The organism is Cellulophaga sp. F20128, from assembly GCF_023015805.1.
Lineage (GTDB): Bacteria > Bacteroidota > Bacteroidia > Flavobacteriales > Flavobacteriaceae > Cellulophaga.
This window is the reverse complement of the sequence record NZ_JALKBA010000002.1, coordinates 253,589-270,022: the sequence shown is the minus strand read 5'-3', so window position 1 is coordinate 270,022 and position 16,434 is coordinate 253,589. Positions and strand designations below refer to the sequence as shown.

Annotated in this window: 13 protein-coding genes; 9 read left to right on the top strand and 4 right to left on the bottom strand. The window is 36.4% G+C overall.

Annotated features, from left to right (window positions below; all coding sequences use genetic code 11):
- Positions 1–27: 27 nt before the first annotated feature.
- Positions 28–2,043 (top strand): M3 family metallopeptidase, encoded by a 2,016-nt coding sequence (locus tag MWU65_RS03265; protein WP_247075725.1) that lies wholly within the window; start codon positions 28–30, stop codon positions 2,041–2,043.
- A gap of 372 nt (positions 2,044–2,415) precedes the next feature.
- Here the strand turns inward: MWU65_RS03265 and MWU65_RS03260 are convergent, their stop codons facing one another.
- The gene (locus MWU65_RS03260) at positions 2,416–2,976 is read right to left on the bottom strand and encodes a DUF4494 domain-containing protein (protein WP_247075723.1); all 561 of its coding nucleotides are present in this window, start codon (positions 2,974–2,976) and stop codon (positions 2,416–2,418) included.
- A 299-nt stretch (positions 2,977–3,275) separates the two neighbouring features.
- Here MWU65_RS03260 and MWU65_RS03255 point away from each other — a divergent pair, with 299 nt between their 5' ends.
- The 3 genes from MWU65_RS03255 to MWU65_RS03245 all read left to right on the top strand — a co-directional run bounded on the left by MWU65_RS03255 (position 3,276) and on the right by MWU65_RS03245 (position 7,052).
- A complete protein-coding gene (locus MWU65_RS03255) occupies positions 3,276–4,394 on the top strand; it encodes an alkaline phosphatase (RefSeq protein WP_247075721.1) in 1,119 nt (372 codons plus the stop codon).
- A gap of 407 nt (positions 4,395–4,801) precedes the next feature.
- Positions 4,802–5,818 (top strand): LLM class flavin-dependent oxidoreductase, encoded by a 1,017-nt coding sequence (locus MWU65_RS03250; protein ID WP_247075719.1) that lies wholly within the window; start codon positions 4,802–4,804, stop codon positions 5,816–5,818.
- Between the two features lie 346 nt (positions 5,819–6,164).
- Positions 6,165–7,052 (top strand): TIGR01777 family oxidoreductase, encoded by an 888-nt coding sequence (locus MWU65_RS03245; protein WP_247075717.1) that lies wholly within the window; start codon positions 6,165–6,167, stop codon positions 7,050–7,052.
- Between the two features lie 2 nt (positions 7,053–7,054).
- Here MWU65_RS03245 and MWU65_RS03240 read toward each other — a convergent pair whose 3' ends face one another.
- Entirely contained in the window at positions 7,055–7,402 is a 348-nt protein-coding gene (locus tag MWU65_RS03240; RefSeq protein ID WP_247075715.1) for a rhodanese-like domain-containing protein, read from the bottom strand.
- 70 nt (positions 7,403–7,472) lie between these two features.
- Here MWU65_RS03240 and MWU65_RS03235 point away from each other — a divergent pair, with 70 nt between their 5' ends.
- Positions 7,473–8,027 (top strand): sigma-70 family RNA polymerase sigma factor, encoded by a 555-nt coding sequence (locus MWU65_RS03235; protein WP_247075714.1) that lies wholly within the window; start codon positions 7,473–7,475, stop codon positions 8,025–8,027.
- A 224-nt stretch (positions 8,028–8,251) separates the two neighbouring features.
- Here the strand turns inward: MWU65_RS03235 and MWU65_RS03225 are convergent, their stop codons facing one another.
- Positions 8,252–9,079 carry a hypothetical protein gene (locus tag MWU65_RS03225; protein WP_247075710.1) on the bottom strand — a complete coding sequence of 276 codons (828 nt, stop codon included), beginning with the start codon at positions 9,077–9,079 and terminating at the stop codon, positions 8,252–8,254.
- Positions 9,080–9,215: 136 nt separating this feature from the next.
- On the opposite strand from MWU65_RS03225, the gene gcvP reads away from it, so the two are divergent.
- The 4 genes from gcvP to MWU65_RS03205 all read left to right on the top strand — a co-directional run bounded on the left by gcvP (position 9,216) and on the right by MWU65_RS03205 (position 14,674).
- Positions 9,216–12,062, top strand: coding sequence for an aminomethyl-transferring glycine dehydrogenase (gene gcvP / locus MWU65_RS03220; RefSeq protein ID WP_247075709.1), 2,847 nt, complete (start codon positions 9,216–9,218; stop codon positions 12,060–12,062).
- Between the two features lie 158 nt (positions 12,063–12,220).
- Positions 12,221–13,279 carry a ketoacyl-ACP synthase III gene (locus MWU65_RS03215; RefSeq protein WP_247075707.1) on the top strand — a complete coding sequence of 353 codons (1,059 nt, stop codon included), beginning with the start codon at positions 12,221–12,223 and terminating at the stop codon, positions 13,277–13,279.
- Position 13,280: 1 nt separating this feature from the next.
- On the top strand, positions 13,281–13,805 hold the full coding sequence (locus MWU65_RS03210; protein ID WP_247075705.1) for a methyltransferase: 525 nt from the start codon (positions 13,281–13,283) through the stop codon (positions 13,803–13,805).
- A 17-nt stretch (positions 13,806–13,822) separates the two neighbouring features.
- Complete coding sequence (locus MWU65_RS03205; protein WP_247075704.1) at positions 13,823–14,674, top strand: glycosyltransferase family A protein; 852 nt, start codon at positions 13,823–13,825, stop codon at positions 14,672–14,674.
- Here the strand turns inward: MWU65_RS03205 and pafA are convergent, their stop codons facing one another.
- Positions 14,675–16,363, bottom strand: a complete 1,689-nt coding sequence (pafA, locus tag MWU65_RS03200; protein WP_247075702.1) for an alkaline phosphatase PafA — start codon at positions 16,361–16,363, stop codon at positions 14,675–14,677.
- Between the last annotated feature and the right edge of the window lie 71 nt (positions 16,364–16,434).

Below are 16,434 nucleotides of genomic sequence, written 5' to 3'. Positions count from 1 at the left end.
TTACTCAAAAATTTCAATACCAAATAAATGAACCCATTACTTACCCCTTTTGATACCGCACCTTTTTCCAAACTAAAGAACGAGCATTTTATGCCTGCTTTTACACAAGCAATAGCAGCGGCAAGAGCAGAAATAGATGCCATTACGGAGAATATCGAGGCACCTACATTTGCTAACACCATTGAAGCTTTAGATTTTTCAGGACAGCAATTAGATCGTATTTCCAGTGTATTTTTTAATTTAAACTCTGCCGAAACAAACGAAGAAATTCAAAACATAGCCCAAGAAGTATCGCCTTTATTATCTGAATTTGGCAACGACATTACACTCAATGAAGCTTTATTTAAACGCGTACAAACTGTCTACAATCAAAAAGAAGATGCAGACTTAACGGTAGAGCAGCAAACCCTTTTAGACAAAAGATATAAAGGATTTAGCAGAAACGGTGCAAACCTAGATGAGGCAAAAAAAACACGGCTTAGAGCAATAGATGCGGAAGCTGCCAAACTAAAACTAAAGTTTGGTGAAAATGTATTGGCAGAAACCAATGCGTTTCAAATGCACTTGACCAATGAAGAAGATCTAGCTGGTTTGCCTGAAGGAGAAAAAGAGGCTGCGGCACAACTCGCAAAATCAAAAGACCTAGGGGGTTGGTTAATTACACTAGACTATCCAAGCTATATTCCTTTTATGAAGTATGCTAAAAACAGAACCCTTCGTAAAAAATTATCACTTGCCTTTGGCAGTAAGTCTTTTAAAGGAGATGCCTTAGATAACCAGGAAAACGTATTAAAAATAACAAAACTTCGGCATGAGCGTGCCAATCTACTTGGCTATGCTACCCATGCGCATTTTGTATTGGAAGAGCGTATGGCAGAAACACCAGAAAAAGTACATGCTTTTTTGAATGAACTTTTAGAAAAAGCGAAACCAGCTGCAAAACGAGAATTTAAACAGTTGGAAGAATTTGCCAAGGAACTAGATGGTATAGACCGATTACAAAAATGGGATGGCGCCTATTATTCGGAAAAATTAAAACAGAAATTATTTAATTTAGACGATGAAATTTTAAAGCCATACTTTAAACTAGAAAATGTAATTGCTGGTGTTTTTACGGTAGCCGAAAAATTGTTCGACTTACAATTTAGAGAAGTTTTTGATATAGATACCTACCACCCAGACGTGAAAACTTATCGGGTTTTTGATGCCGACCAAAAATTTATTGCCCTTTTCTATGCTGATTTCCATCCAAGAGCCGGTAAGCGAGGTGGTGCCTGGATGACCTCCTTTAAATCGCAATACATCAAAGATGGAGAAAATGTTCGTCCGCATATTTCTAACGTCTGTAATTTCACCAAACCAACAGCTACCAAACCCTCTTTATTAACCTTTAATGAGGTAACCACCTTGTTTCACGAATTTGGTCATGGCTTACACGGTATGCTAGCAGATACTACCTACCCTAGCCTATCTGGAACATCGGTGTATTGGGACTTTGTAGAGCTACCCAGTCAGGTTATGGAGAATTGGTGCTTCGAGAAAGAAGCATTAGAGCTTTTTGCTACACATTACCAAACAGGCAAACTTATCCCTATGGAGTTGGTACAAAAAATTAAAGAATCTGCTACTTTTCAAGAGGGCATGCAAACGCTGCGCCAGTTAAGCTTTGGCTTGTTGGATATGTCTTGGCACGCGGCAGATCCTACAGCAATTACAAATGTAAAAACACAAGAAAACAAAGCCTTTAGTGGGACAGACTTATACCCAGAAACGACTGAGACCTGCATGAGTACTGCATTTTCGCATATTTTTCAAGGAGGCTATTCCTCCGGATATTACAGTTACAAATGGGCCGAAGTTTTGGATGCCGATGCCTTTGCTTATTTTAAGGAAGAAGGTATATTTAACAAGGCAGTAGCCACCAAGTTTAAAGACACTATTTTGTCTAAAGGCGGCACAGAAAACCCTATGGTGTTATACAAACGTTTTAGAGGCGCTGAACCTAAGGTAGAAGCATTATTAGAACGTGCTGGTTTACTATAGCCCAACATAGACAAAAAAGTAAAATCCGGATCAAAATTATGTTATGATCCGGATTTATTTTTATTGGGTTAGGCTATACGTATAACTTCTCGATACTAATTTACCTCATTTCTTTCGGTAAATTCACTCGAAGTGACGGCCGAACTATAAATGAAAATGTATACTACATTATCCTCCTAGGCTTCGTATCAAGAATGTTTAAAAAATAAACTTGATTTTAAAATGTCAGTTCGAGTGCTATCGAAGGATCAGATAGTATATCGAGAACCCTTTTTTCTATAAAACTTGATTACAGATCTACCAAGGCTTCCAACTAGGCCAAAGCTACACTTCTGTAGTACTGATAACAATCCACTGCCAGAGACAAACAATTTATTCTTCTTCTTCAGCCCCTGCTGCAACAAGCTCTGGCTCTATCGTTTCGTTTATTACTTCTTCAACTTCTGTGCCTGAATCTTTCACTTCATTGAATTTATGAATACGATCTAATTCTCCTTCTTCACCAGAAAAATAAGGAAATACATCCATAATAGGTGATTCTGTAATTGCAGGTATGGTATAATCACCCATAGTATCCTTCATTACAGCAATTGTATTGTCATACGCTTCTTTAACATCATTTCCTTGTACCAACAAATACATATTTGTTTTACGTTCCTTTCCGCTTTCTTCATCGTAGGCAATTAAAGCCACTTTACTTTTAAACCAACGATCGGTATTTTCAAACGGATGAATTTCTGCAAAATTAGCCACCTTAATGTTGGTTATTCTAAACTCATCACTGATGTAAGCTTTCATTTCTTCATTGATTCTAGTTTCTGCTTCCGTATAAGAAATAGCATCTACCAAATAAGGTTCTGTTGTGACTTTTTGCACACCAGTGTCGCTCATTTTTCTATATTTTATCTTGCATTCGTACCAAGTTGCGCTCATAATTTTTTTCTGTTTTGGGTTGCCAAATATAGCCGTTACAATAAAAATAGAATGCAATTATAGAAATAGATATTCACAATTTATTGTAGGTTTTTGTATTGCACTTACAACAAGAAAGTTAGCCCTTAAAAAAATAAGTGCACCTACAGTATAAGGAAACACACTTGGAATAGCAGATGATGAATTTCAGTTTCACAAAGAAGAATAAATAAATTTATTACTTTTAAAAATCAATTCTGTTATTATGGAAGGATATATTACCTTCACATTGAAATTCAATCAAATAAATTATAAATGATATGAACATAGAAAAAGCTATCGTAGTCTGTCTTGCCTTTACCCTTTTTGCATGTAAAGCCATCCCAGTAGAAAACAAAGACACCAAAACTCCTAAAAATGTGATCTTATTAATTAGTGATGGAACTGGATTATCACAAATATCTTCTGCCTATTACTTTAAGGATTCTTCCCCTAATTATTCACGATTTAAGAATATCGGTTTAATTAAAACCTCGTCGTCAAAACAAGATGTAACTGACTCCGCTGCTGGAGCAACAGCTTTTGCCTCTGGAATTAAAACATATAATGGCGCCATTGGTGTAGCAGACGACAAAACAGATGCTGAAAACATCGTAGAAATAGTTTCGAGAAAAAACATTAAGACCGGCTTGGTAGCCACGTCTTCAATTACCCACGCTACTCCAGCAAGTTTTTACGCACATGCCGTTAGCAGGGGCCTAACAGAAGATATAGCAGCAGACTTGGTAACCTCTGAAGTAGATTTTTTTGCTGGCGGAGGATTAAAATTTTTTAAGGATCGTAAGGATGGAAAAAAATTGCTGGACGCCTTAAACCAAAAGCAATTCTCTATCTACACCAATGGCTTAAATGAATTTTCACAAATACAATCGGATAAAAAAGTTGGATACCTACTTAGCGATGATGCTATGCCAACTATTGAAAAAGGCAGAGGAGATTTTCTTTCCAAAGCCACAGCGCAAGCCATTCAATTTTTAGACAAAGACAAGGCTGGTTTTTTCCTGATGTCTGAAGGCTCACAGATAGATTGGGGAGGGCATTCAAACAATGCTTCCTACTTAATCAGCGAGCTAATAGATTTTGATGACGCTATAGGGCAAGCATTGGATTATGCTGAAAAAGATGGCAACACCTTGGTTATTGTAACTTCAGATCATGAAACAGGTGGTTTTACCTTATCAGCAAAAAAGAAAATAAATTCAGAAGGGAAGGAATATAGTGACTATACCGAAATTGGCCCTACTTTTTCTACCGGTGGTCATTCGGCTACCCTGATTCCTGTATTTGCCTATGGTCCGGGTTCCGAAGAATTTAATGGAGTCTATGAAAATAATTTAATATTTGAAAAAATATTACAGGTCACAAAATGGAATAAATAACAAAATCACTATTTCCTTACATTTTGACATATTTTACAAAGGTGATGTTAGCTCTTTTGCGTGCATCACCTATTAGGCGCGCATTGATATAGGTAGAAGTAGTTCCGAACACAATATGAGCAGGTTCAATTAGGATATTGAAGTCTCATTTTAAGAGGCTACACCTAGGTGACCGGCTATATCAATAGACGCTCTTCTAAAAGTGCTTTTATTTTTTAATTGGACTGATTTACACACGGAACATCTCTATATCATTTAAGCACATTACAAAGCCTTATTCTGTATTTATGTTGTGCCCAACAAATCTCTAAATTTACAAAGCAAGCACTTTGTAATTACACCAAATATAACGCGACCAAACACCTATAAAAAGGTATTGATTTCTGGTACGAACAAAAAACAAAACAATGTCATTAAAAATTACATCCTATTCGGTTTTAGAATTAGCCATAGTCTCTAAGGGCAACTCCTTGCAAACTACATTTAAAAACAGCCTAAATCTTGCCCAAAGAGCCGAAGAATTTGGATACAAACGTTTTTGGTTAGCAGAACATCACAACTCCATAACCATTGGCAGTTCTGCCACTGCTGTACTTATTGGCTATATTGCTGAAGGCACAAAAACCATTCGGGTAGGCTCTGGAGGCATTATGCTTCCCAACCACTCTCCTTTAATCATAGCCGAGCAATTTGGAACGCTTGGTACCATTTACAAAAACCGAATTGATCTGGGCTTGGGAAGGGCTCCGGGCACCGACCAAGAAACCGCACACGCCATACGAGCAACGCATACTCAAGCGGCGCATTCCTTTCCGGAAGATGTAGGTCAAATTCAGCGCTATTTTTCTACAGATAACAAAAATGCCAAGGTAAGAGCCACTGTGGCAGAAGGCGTAGAAGTCCCTTTATATATTTTAGGTTCTAGCACAGATAGTGCACACCTATCTTCCAAAAAAGGCCTACCCTATGCTTTTGCTAGTCATTTTGCAACAGCAAAATTACACGAAGCACTAAAAATTTACAAGGAAGAGTTTACACCATCTTCCTATTTAAACAAACCTTATACTATAGCAGGAATTAATGTCATTGTAGCAGATACTGATGAAGAAGCCGAGAATATTGCGACTTCTTTGATAAAAATTATTGTTGGCTTACTTACAAACCAAAGAGAATTTATGCAGCCTCCAGTAAAAATGACTGATGATTTACGTCAAATGTTGAAACACCCGGCCGTAGACCAAATGTTAAAGTACTCCTTTATTGGAAGTAAAGCTACCGTTAAAAAACAAGTGGAAGCATTTTTAGAAGAAACTCAAGTAGACGAACTCATTGCAGTAACCAACATCTATGAGCACGCAGATCGTGTAAAATCGTATCAATTATTTGCTGAAATTATGACAGACATCAATAAAGCTGGTTATTAAAAACAATTGCATTACTAGACTGTTTTTTGAAAACCATTTTTATATTATCAGCCCTAAAGGAAGACTACTCTTTTACTCGGTTTTAACACCCCCTATTTTCAATAATACAAATTAAGGTCTTTGGCGTACATACACCATTAAAATGTTTGTGATTCATATCATTTTTTTAACTACATCCTATTAAAATTGAGATTACTTTGTGTAACTTTAACCTATAAATAGAAACAAAAACACATTGAAATTAAAATAACTTCAGGGTACTTTATTTACAGGATTATCACATTCTATTCTCAGTAATTAGATCTATTTAAGTTCTATTTTATCATTTATTTTAACCGTTAAGACTATGAGTAAATTAGTAATTGCAGGTGGCACCGGGTTTCTAGGAAATAAGGTATTGGATTTCTACAAAGACAAATACCAAGAAATCATTGTGTTAACAAGAGGTGCTACAAGACAAAATGGCCCTATAACTTATGTTCATTGGGATGCTAAAAATAGTGGCGATTGGGTTACACAACTCAACAATGCAAACGCACTGATAAATTTAACAGGAAAGTCTGTCGATTGCCGTTTTACAGAAAAAAACAAGGCGCTTATTTTAAACTCACGAATAGATTCTACCTTAGCATTGGCGAATGCCATAAATAGCGTAGAAAACAAACCTAAGGTATGGCTAAACGCATCTACCGCTGCCCTATCTCACACTAATAAAGAAGGAAATGGAGATGATTTCATGCTCTATGTTGGGCAAGAATGGGAAAAGGCATTTTTTTCTATTGAAAACCCAAATGTTCGTAAAGTTGCGTTACGCATCTCCTTGGTTTTTGGCAAGGAAGGTGGAGCCTTACTTCCCCTTAAAAAAATAACAAAATTTGGCCTTGGAGGCAAACAGGGAAGCGGCCAACAGATGGTAAGTTGGGTACACGCTGATGACTTTGTTGCAATCACAAACTTTGTCCTACATCAAAAGGCAATTAAAGACACCGTTATTGTGGCAAGTCCAGACGCTGTTTCCAATTCCACGTTAATGGCCAGCATACGTAAAACTCTAAAGATCCCTTTTGGATTACCTTCTTATTCTTGGATGTTAGCAATAGGTGCTTATATTATTGATACCGAACCAGATCTCATATTGAACAGTATGGATGTTTACCCTAGTAAGTTGATAGAAAATGGTTTTGGTTTTACCTACAACACCCTAGAGTCTGCTTTAGAAAATTTATTAAAATAATCCTATTCATCTGGGTGCAATGCATCATAGCCTCCCAATAAATCAACAACAGTAAAACCCATTTCCTCTAAACTTTTGGCTGCTTTTGCGCTACGCCCTCCTTTTTTACAATACACGTAAAGGGTTTTACTTTTAGAGATATCATCAAAATAGCTCGCAAAACTATCATCGAGAACATTTACATTTACAGCACTTTCTAAATGCCCCATACCATATTCCTCAGGTGTTCGCACGTCAATTAAAATTCCATTTTTTATATCGCTTTGCGAAAAATCAGTGATAGGCATTTTTTTGCTTTGTTCACAGCCCACTAGAAGTAATAGAAATACGAGAAAAGAAAAAGATTTCATACAGATTGTTTTTATCAAAGCTAAACATTTTAATTAAAATCTACTACATTTGACACATCAACTAAAAATAATGCAAACGCACAGTCTTAATCCTGATTTATGGGTAGATGCTTACGCTGATTATTTATTTAATTATGCTGTAGTACGAGTTAGTGATTCTGAAATTGCTAAAGACCTAGTACAAGAAACTTTTTTTGCAGGATTAAAATCTGCAAAAAATTTTAAGGGAGACGCTGCTGAACGCACTTGGCTTATTGCGATTCTAAAAAGAAAGGTAATTGATCATTACCGTAAAATAAATTCCAATAAGGGCAAAGCTGAAGTTAGGATGTCCTACAATACTACTACTGACACAGAAGGAGATTGGTTAGAGGAACAAGTTGCAGACCCCTTTAGCTTATTAGACACTAGTGATTTAGAAAATGAAGAATTGGGGTTAGCTATCCAAGACTGTATCTCCAAATTACCAAAAAAACAAGCGTTAGTTTTTACAAAAAAAACAATACAAGGAATAAGTACAGAAGATATCTGTAATGAACTTGATATTAATCCGTCTAACTTATGGGTTATCATCCATAGAGCCAGAACGGGTCTTATGGAATGCCTAAACTCTAATTGGTTCTAATATGATTTCTTGCGAAAAAGCAGCTAAAATCTGCAACAAAGTACAGTACAAAGAAGCCTCACTATTTGAGAAAATAAATCTTCACATTCATTTATTAATTTGTAAAACTTGTCCTAGTTTTTCTAAAAAAAACACAAAATTTACATCACTTTGTGAAAAGGCAAAACTACAATCGTTATCTGAATCAGAAAAATCAGAAATGAAACAAAAGCTAGAAGACGTTTCTAAGTAAGGGCTACTAATACATAAACAATTCCCAACCAAAATATTGGAATGGCTTCAATCCAAAACGAAGCGAAGTATTTGGATTGCACTCTCCTTGTGAAATACATAAGCACTCCAAGCGCCAAAAACAAAATTCCTTTTGCAATACTATCCAATTTTGTAACCTCTTCTTTTAAAAAGGTAGAAAAGAACAAAACCAAAACACACAAACTCGCTACAGTTTTCGTATTACTAACGCCAAATTTCTGTGGCAGCGTATGTAATTCAGGTGCATCAAATGCCAAATCCCTAATTTCAAAGGGCACCAACAACACCAACACTATAATAAACCTTTGAAAAGATTCAATCCAAACATCCCATGTAATCACATGCATATCAGAAGATAGTACAGGTAAAATTACTGTAGTACCTGCCCAAACTATGGCGACCATAAAAATTTTAAGTCCACCAAAACTTCTTAAATTTCTGGCATTGGGCAATACAGGTAATGCATAAAATGCAATAAAAACAAGTAGCACTGCAATACCATACCACACTTCAATATTCAAAAAAGAAGCAAAGTATCCGGCGATTATCAGGGCTACAACACTTACCAGCTGTATGCTTTTGTGGTATTTATTTGCCACCAATACATACTTCTTTGCTTCTACCCCATATTTTATAAAATTATAACATGCAATAGTCCCAAAAAAGATAAAGAAAGCTAAGTTTTGGTTAATAGATACATTTAAAAGTAAAGCCGTTATCTCTAACAAACAAAACACGGATAAAGCAACGTGTATGCTGGCATCTATATAAAAGTTAAATAATCGCTTTATCAATTTCATTGTTCAAATATAACCAAAGTGTTTATAACATTTAAAATCGGTTCAAAACTTTAGACGAAGTACTTAGTTATTTGTCAATTTTAAAAAAAATAATCATTAATTTTGCACATCTTTTTTATAAAATATACACTAAAATATGAGAACAGATTTGTTTGCCCTAAGACATATTGGTATCAATGAAGGAAATTATCAGCAGATGTTTAAAACTGTTGGAATTGACAATTTGGACCAACTTATATATGAAACCATCCCAGATGACATTAGACTAAAAAAAGACTTAGAGCTTCCTGAAGCCTTAAGTGAAAATGAATTCCTAGAGCATATTCAAGCCTTAGGGAACAAAAACAAAGTTTATAAATCCTATATTGGTTTAGGGTACCATGAAGGACTTTTACCTTCTCCTATCAAAAGGAATATTTTAGAAAATCCAGGTTGGTATACCGCTTACACACCTTACCAAGCAGAAATTGCACAAGGTCGGTTAGAGGCATTGTTGAATTTTCAAACCATGATTTGTGACCTCACTGGTATGGAACTTGCAAATGCTTCGCTTTTGGATGAAAGTACAGCAGCCGCGGAAGCTATGGCTATGCTCTTTGAGGTACGCAGTAGAGCGCAAAAAAAAGTGAATGTGCTCAAATTTTTTGTCTCTGATGAAATATTACCACAAACACTATCCTTACTTCAAACACGAGCAACTCCTATTGGCATAGAGCTTGTCATTGGAAATCACGAAGAATTTGCTTTTACAACCGATTTTTTCGGTGCTTTATTGCAGTACCCAGGCAAACACGGTCAGGTATACGATTATGCTAGCTTTGTAGAAAATTGCAATGCAAACGAAATCAAAGTTGCTGTAGCGGCAGACATATTAAGTTTAGTAAAACTTAAAGCTCCTGCAGAATTTGGGGTAGATGTAGTTGTTGGTACTACCCAACGTTTTGGAATTCCATTAGGATACGGAGGCCCACATGCCGCCTTTTTTGCCACAAAGGATGCTTATAAAAGAAATATTCCAGGTAGAATTATTGGAGTAACTAAAGATACCGATGGCAGAACTGCCTTGCGTATGGCGCTTCAAACCAGAGAACAACATATTAAAAGAGACAAAGCAACTTCCAACATCTGTACTGCTCAAGTTTTATTAGCTGTTATGGCGGGTATGTATGCTGTATATCACGGGCCAAAAGGTTTGCAATATATCGCTAATAAGGTGCATAATTCAGCTAAAAAAGTAGCTACAGCTGTTAAGGAATTAGGATACAAACAATTAAACAGTGCCTTCTTTGACACTATTAAAGTGGAAGTTTCAGAGGCCAGTACTCTCAAAGCGATTGCCGAAGCCAAAGAAATTAACTTCAATTATATAGATAACCAAACAATTTCTATCTCCATAAACGAAGCGACTTCTGATAACGACTTAAAAACGATACTGTCTTGTTTTCAAGAGCTAAGTAATAAAGAAGTAGTTTTAAAAGAGGCTACAGAAGATGTAATCCCTACGTCACTTCTAAGAAATACGCCATTTTTAGAAAACGAAGTCTTTAATTCGTATCATTCTGAGACTGAATTAATGCGTTATATCAAAAAACTAGAGCGTAAGGATTTGGCCTTAAATCACTCTATGATTTCATTAGGCTCTTGCACAATGAAATTGAATGCAGCATCAGAAATGCTACCGTTAAGCGCAGCGCAATGGGGAAACATTCACCCATTTGTTCCTGTAGATCAAGCCGAAGGATATCAGATTTTATTAAAAAAATTAGAAGATTACCTCAGTGTTATAACAGGGTTTTCAGCAACATCCTTGCAACCAAATTCTGGTGCTCAAGGTGAATACGCTGGACTTATGGTAATTAGAGCATACCACGAATCTAGAAATGATGCACACCGAAACATCTGCTTAATTCCGGCTTCTGCACACGGAACCAATCCGGCTTCAGCTGTAATGGCTGGAATGAAAGTTGTAGTTACAAAGACGGATGAATACGGGAATATAGATGTAACGGATTTAAAGGAAAAAGCAGAATTACACAAGGCTAATTTAGCAGCCTTAATGGTAACCTACCCTTCTACTCATGGAGTTTTTGAATCTTCCATAAAAGAAGTCACCAAACTAATCCATGACAATGGAGGACAAGTATATATGGATGGGGCTAATATGAATGCACAAGTTGGCCTAACCAATCCAGGTAATATTGGTGCCGATGTTTGTCACCTCAACCTACACAAAACGTTTGCTATACCACATGGTGGTGGTGGACCAGGAGTTGGCCCTATTTGTGTTGCTCCTCAATTGGTACCTTTCTTACCAGGCAACCCCGTGATAAAAACGGGTGGTGAAAAAGCAATTTCTGCTATTTCTTCTGCGCCTTGGGGGAGCTCTTTAGTATGCATTATATCTTACGGATATATTGTAATGCTCGGCGAGGCTGGTTTAAAACAGTCTACTTCCATTGCAATTCTCAATGCCAACTATATTAAAAATAGACTAAGTGGTAAGTTTGATGTATTGTATACCGGCGAAAAAGGTAGAGCAGCACATGAAATGATTATTGATTGCAGACCTTTTAAACAAAACGGTATTGAAGTAACTGACATTGCCAAGCGTTTAATGGATTACGGTTTTCATGCTCCAACTGTTTCATTCCCTGTAGCTGGAACCTTAATGATAGAACCTACAGAAAGTGAAAGCCTAGCGGAATTAGATCGTTTTTGTAATGCTATGCTTTCTATTAGAAAAGAAATTGATGAGGCTACTTTAGACAACCCAAACAATGTTTTAAAGAATTCGCCACACACATTAAATATGGTGACTAACGACACATGGGATTTTCCATACAGCAGGCAAAAAGCTGCGTTTCCGTTAGATTATATCGCTGACAATAAGTTTTGGCCCGTTGTTAGACGTGTCGATGAAGCCTATGGCGACCGTAATTTAATTTGCACATGTGCGCCTATTGAAGCCTATATGGAAGCCTAAAAGGCTAACAATCACTAGACCTAAGAGCCATTTACGAAAAATTAAATGGCTTTTTTAATTGAATACTTTTTTATTGAACATCATACCGTTTGTTATGCACGCATAACGTAAAAAAAATAGTTTTGTAATTTCATATTAATTAAGTCAAAACCAACACTATGAAAATTGGAATAACAGGGACAGGTAGCTACATACCAACCATTACAACACCTAATACTGAATTTGAAAATCATACTTTTTTAAATACAGATGGTTCGCCTATTGCCTATTCTAATGAGATTATAATAGAAAAATTTAAAAAAATTACTGGAATTGCAGAACGACGCTATGCCAATAAGGAAATTAATACATCCGATATGGCTTTTTTAGCTGCTGAGCGAGCAATTGCTGACGCCAACATTGATAAAGAATCTATAGACTATATTATTGTAGCACATAATTTTGGAGATATTTCCCATGGCAAAACCCAAGGAGACACCCTCCCTAGTTTAGCCACACGGGTGAAGCATTTATTGCAAATACAGAACCCCAAATGTGTTGCCTATGATATTTTATTTGGGTGTCCAGGCTGGATTGAAGGTATGATCCAAGGCTACGCATTTATTAAGGCGGGACTTGCTAAAAAATGTCTGATTATAGGTGCCGAAACCTTATCGAGAGTTGTAGATCCTTACGACCGTGATTCTATGATATATTCAGATGGAGCCGGCGCTAGTATCATAGAAGAAACCAATAGAACTGGCCAGATACTTGCTCACAATTCTGCCACCTACGCACACACAGAAGCCAATTACCTGTTCTTTGGAGAGTCGTACAATAAAAATGAACAAAACGATACTAGATATATAAAAATGCTTGGCCGTAAAATTTATGAGTTTGCCGTTTCCAATGTGCCACAAGCTATGCAAGAATGTTTAGATACTAGTGGAGTTGACATTGAGGATGTTAAAAAAATATTCATCCATCAAGCCAATGAAAAAATGGACGAAGCCATTGTGAGCAGATTCTACAAACTTTACAACAAAACAATGCCTCAAGACATTATGCCAATGACAATTTACAAGCTTGGAAATAGTTCTGTTGCTACCGTTCCAACACTTTTTGATTTGGTAACCAAAGGAAAATTAGAAAATCAGGCTGTAGAAAAAGGAGATGTTGTTATCTTTGCTAGTGTTGGCGCTGGTATGAACATCAATGCCGTGGTTTACAAATATTAATATGTACGAAAAAACATATCCTAGCAAACGATTTAAGCATACGCTAGAATTTCTTCAAAAACACATTAACACCAAAGAAACCGTTCTAGATTTGGGCGTAGAAAACCCCTTCTCTAAAATTATGACGGCCCAAGGTTATGATGTTACCAATACCAAGGGAGAAGATTTAGATATCGATTTTTCATCGGTAGCGTCTATCAAAACAGAAGTGGTTACCGCCTTTGAAATTTTTGAACATCTACTTGCCCCTTTCAATGTATTACGAGAAATTAAAGCAGATAAATTAGTGGCTAGTATTCCCCTTAAATTATGGTTCTCTCCTGCTTACCAAAGCAAGACCGACCCATGGGATAGACATTATCATGAATTTGAAGATTGGCAGTTTAACTGGCTTTTAGAAAAAGCGGGCTGGGAAATAAAAGACAGCGCAAAATGGACCAATCCCATATCTAAAATTGGCATTAGACCCTTATTGCGGAGCTTTACTCCTCGGTATTATATTGTTTACGCAGAACGAAAAAAATAGTCGTTTAAACCAACACTATGAAATACTACATAATTCTTCCCGCTCATAATGAAGAAGCATTTCTAGCAGCTACACTTTCTGCCGTTTTACAACAAACTTTACTACCACAAAAGGTTATTATCGTAAACGACAATTCTACTGATGCTACCGAGAATATCATTGATGATTTTGTACTTCAAAATTCAATTTTTCAAAAACTTAACACCACTTCATCAACCCAACATTTACCCGGTAGTAAAGTAATAAACGCATTCAATAAAGGGCTAGCTGTTTTAGATGCAAACTATGATTTTATAGTAAAACTAGATGCTGACATTATTTTACCATCAACTTATTTTGACCGTATAGCATCCATTTTCAGGAGCAACCCTACTGTTGGTATTGCAGGTGGCTTTGCCTATGAGCAAGATGCAACTGGCGAATGGAAGTTAAATCACCCTATGAACAAAGATCACGTTCGTGGCGCATTTAAAGCCTATACTAAATCTTGCTTCACACAAATTAAGGGCTTGCGAAACGCCATGGGCTGGGATACTGTAGATGAGCTTTTAGCCCAATATAACGGCTTTACCATTTTCACCGATGATTCTCTTCAAGTAAAACACTTAAGACCTACTGGCGGCGCTTATAACAAACAAGCCAAATTACTTCAAGGCAAAGCCATGTTCTCCATGCGCTATGGTTTTACCATAAGTTGTATTGCCTCTTTAAAAATGGCTTTAAAACAAAAAAGAATGGCGGTATTCTTTAATAACCTAAAGGGGTATCAAATCGCGAAAAAAGAAAAATTGCCTTTTTTGGTAACACCAAAAGAAGGCAATTTTATTCGTCATCTACGATGGACCACGATAAAAAGTAAATTATTCTAACTACTTTTTAATCACAGCTTCTATTGGTTCACCTGTTGCTCCATTAGGGAAAGCCATCCCCAATAATGCGGAAACAGTTGGTGCTATATCTGGAATCTCGGTACGATTTACAGTACTTCCTTTTTCAATACCTTTTCCAAAAAACAACAAGGGCACATGGGTATCATACTTCCATGGAGAACCATGGGTAGAACCTGTTCTAGAGTAACTGATATGCCCAGGCTTTAACACCATTAATACATCACCTGAACTTTTTTGGTTATAACCATTTTGTAACAAATACGGAATACCTCTAGAATATTCATTTTGCCACATTTGGTAGCCAGTATATGCTTCATGCACATCATTAAAACGCAATAACTCGTTTGCAAAAGCCTCTTGAACGCTTTTTAGATCTAAATCTAAATTAACAACAACTTTATGATCCAAGAATATCTGATTGTTAGAGAAGTTTTCAATTAAATCTTCCGTTCCATATTTAAACTTTGCCCATTCGTTAAGTCCGGCTCTAATTTCTTTAAGATCAATATATTCACCAGGAATATTATTATCTTTTAAATAAGCTGGTACTTGTACCGCGGCATGGTCTGAACTTAAAAAGACAGTGTATTCTCCTACTCCTACTTGTTTATCCAAGGTTTGCAATAATCGTTCTAAATCTTGATCTAATCGGATATAGGTGTCTTCAATTTCTTTGGAGTTTACGCCAAATTTATGACCTACATAATCCGTGCTAGAAAAACTAATGGTTAAGAAATCTGTAATTAAATCCTGTCCTAAATTCTCACCATCCAAGGCTGCAATAGCAAAATCCATTGTTAGGCTATTTCCAAAAGGGGTAGATTTAATGGCGTCATAGCCACCATTGGCATCCCATAAGGAAGGTAAATCATGAGGAAAAGTAGCAGTTTCTTGTTTGGAGTACGTGCCTTCGTAATTATTATCATCTGTACCACTAGCCAGATAGGTTGTGATATCCTTTGCCGTATTCCAAGGCTTTTTATACATTTCAGCAGCACCTGAAGAATTAAAACGAGTGACCCATGCTGGTAAGGCATCCATATAATACGTACTCGTTATCCAGTTAGCTTCATCCTTACCTACAAACCAGTAAGCGGCATTAGCAGCATGACCTGCTGGTAAAACAGCTCCTCTATCTTTAATAGCAATACCTATCACCTTTCCTTTCATTTGGGTATGCAATCGCAATTGATCGGTAACTGTTGTAGTTAACATTCTATGCGGACTCATTTTTCCTTCACTACCACTAGTTCCAACTGAATTAAAATTACTATCCCCAGCACAATACACATTTTGTTTTATACTTTTATCATACCAAGTATTCCCTACTATCCCATGAGTAGCAGGCGTAGTCCCTGTATACACAGATGCATGTCCTGGACCCGTATAGGTTGGCGCATAATTGTAATGATGATTTTTACAATTAAAGCCATCATTTACCATACGTTTAAAACCACCTTCTCCATATTGATCCCAGAAGCGTGTTAGGTAATCATATCGCATTTGGTCTACAACGATCCCAACTACCAACTTCGGTGAAGTTTTTAAAACAGGCGCAATTTCTATTACTGTTTCCTTATTCTTTTTAGATTTTCTTTGCGCATTAACATCATTGGTCTTAAAAACAAACAACATTGTAATTAAGGCCAAAAACAAACTTTTTTTCATTTTACTTAATTTTTTTAAGGAATCCCCGTTAATGGGTAAATGTAAATAAATAAACTTTAATTTATTTTAAT

Coding starts and splice junctions, on each gene's coding strand:
- MWU65_RS03265 (WP_247075725.1), top strand. CDS start 28: ATGAACCCATTACTTACCCCTTTTGATACCGCACCTTTTTCCAAACTA.
- MWU65_RS03260 (WP_247075723.1), bottom strand. CDS start 2,976: ATGAGCGCAACTTGGTACGAATGCAAGATAAAATATAGAAAAATGAGC.
- MWU65_RS03255 (WP_247075721.1), top strand. CDS start 3,276: ATGAACATAGAAAAAGCTATCGTAGTCTGTCTTGCCTTTACCCTTTTT.
- MWU65_RS03250 (WP_247075719.1), top strand. CDS start 4,802: ATGTCATTAAAAATTACATCCTATTCGGTTTTAGAATTAGCCATAGTC.
- MWU65_RS03245 (WP_247075717.1), top strand. CDS start 6,165: ATGAGTAAATTAGTAATTGCAGGTGGCACCGGGTTTCTAGGAAATAAG.
- MWU65_RS03240 (WP_247075715.1), bottom strand. CDS start 7,402: ATGAAATCTTTTTCTTTTCTCGTATTTCTATTACTTCTAGTGGGCTGT.
- MWU65_RS03235 (WP_247075714.1), top strand. CDS start 7,473: ATGCAAACGCACAGTCTTAATCCTGATTTATGGGTAGATGCTTACGCT.
- MWU65_RS03225 (WP_247075710.1), bottom strand. CDS start 9,079: ATGAAATTGATAAAGCGATTATTTAACTTTTATATAGATGCCAGCATA.
- gcvP (WP_247075709.1), top strand. CDS start 9,216: ATGAGAACAGATTTGTTTGCCCTAAGACATATTGGTATCAATGAAGGA.
- MWU65_RS03215 (WP_247075707.1), top strand. CDS start 12,221: ATGAAAATTGGAATAACAGGGACAGGTAGCTACATACCAACCATTACA.
- MWU65_RS03210 (WP_247075705.1), top strand. CDS start 13,281: ATGTACGAAAAAACATATCCTAGCAAACGATTTAAGCATACGCTAGAA.
- MWU65_RS03205 (WP_247075704.1), top strand. CDS start 13,823: ATGAAATACTACATAATTCTTCCCGCTCATAATGAAGAAGCATTTCTA.
- pafA (WP_247075702.1), bottom strand. CDS start 16,363: ATGAAAAAAAGTTTGTTTTTGGCCTTAATTACAATGTTGTTTGTTTTT.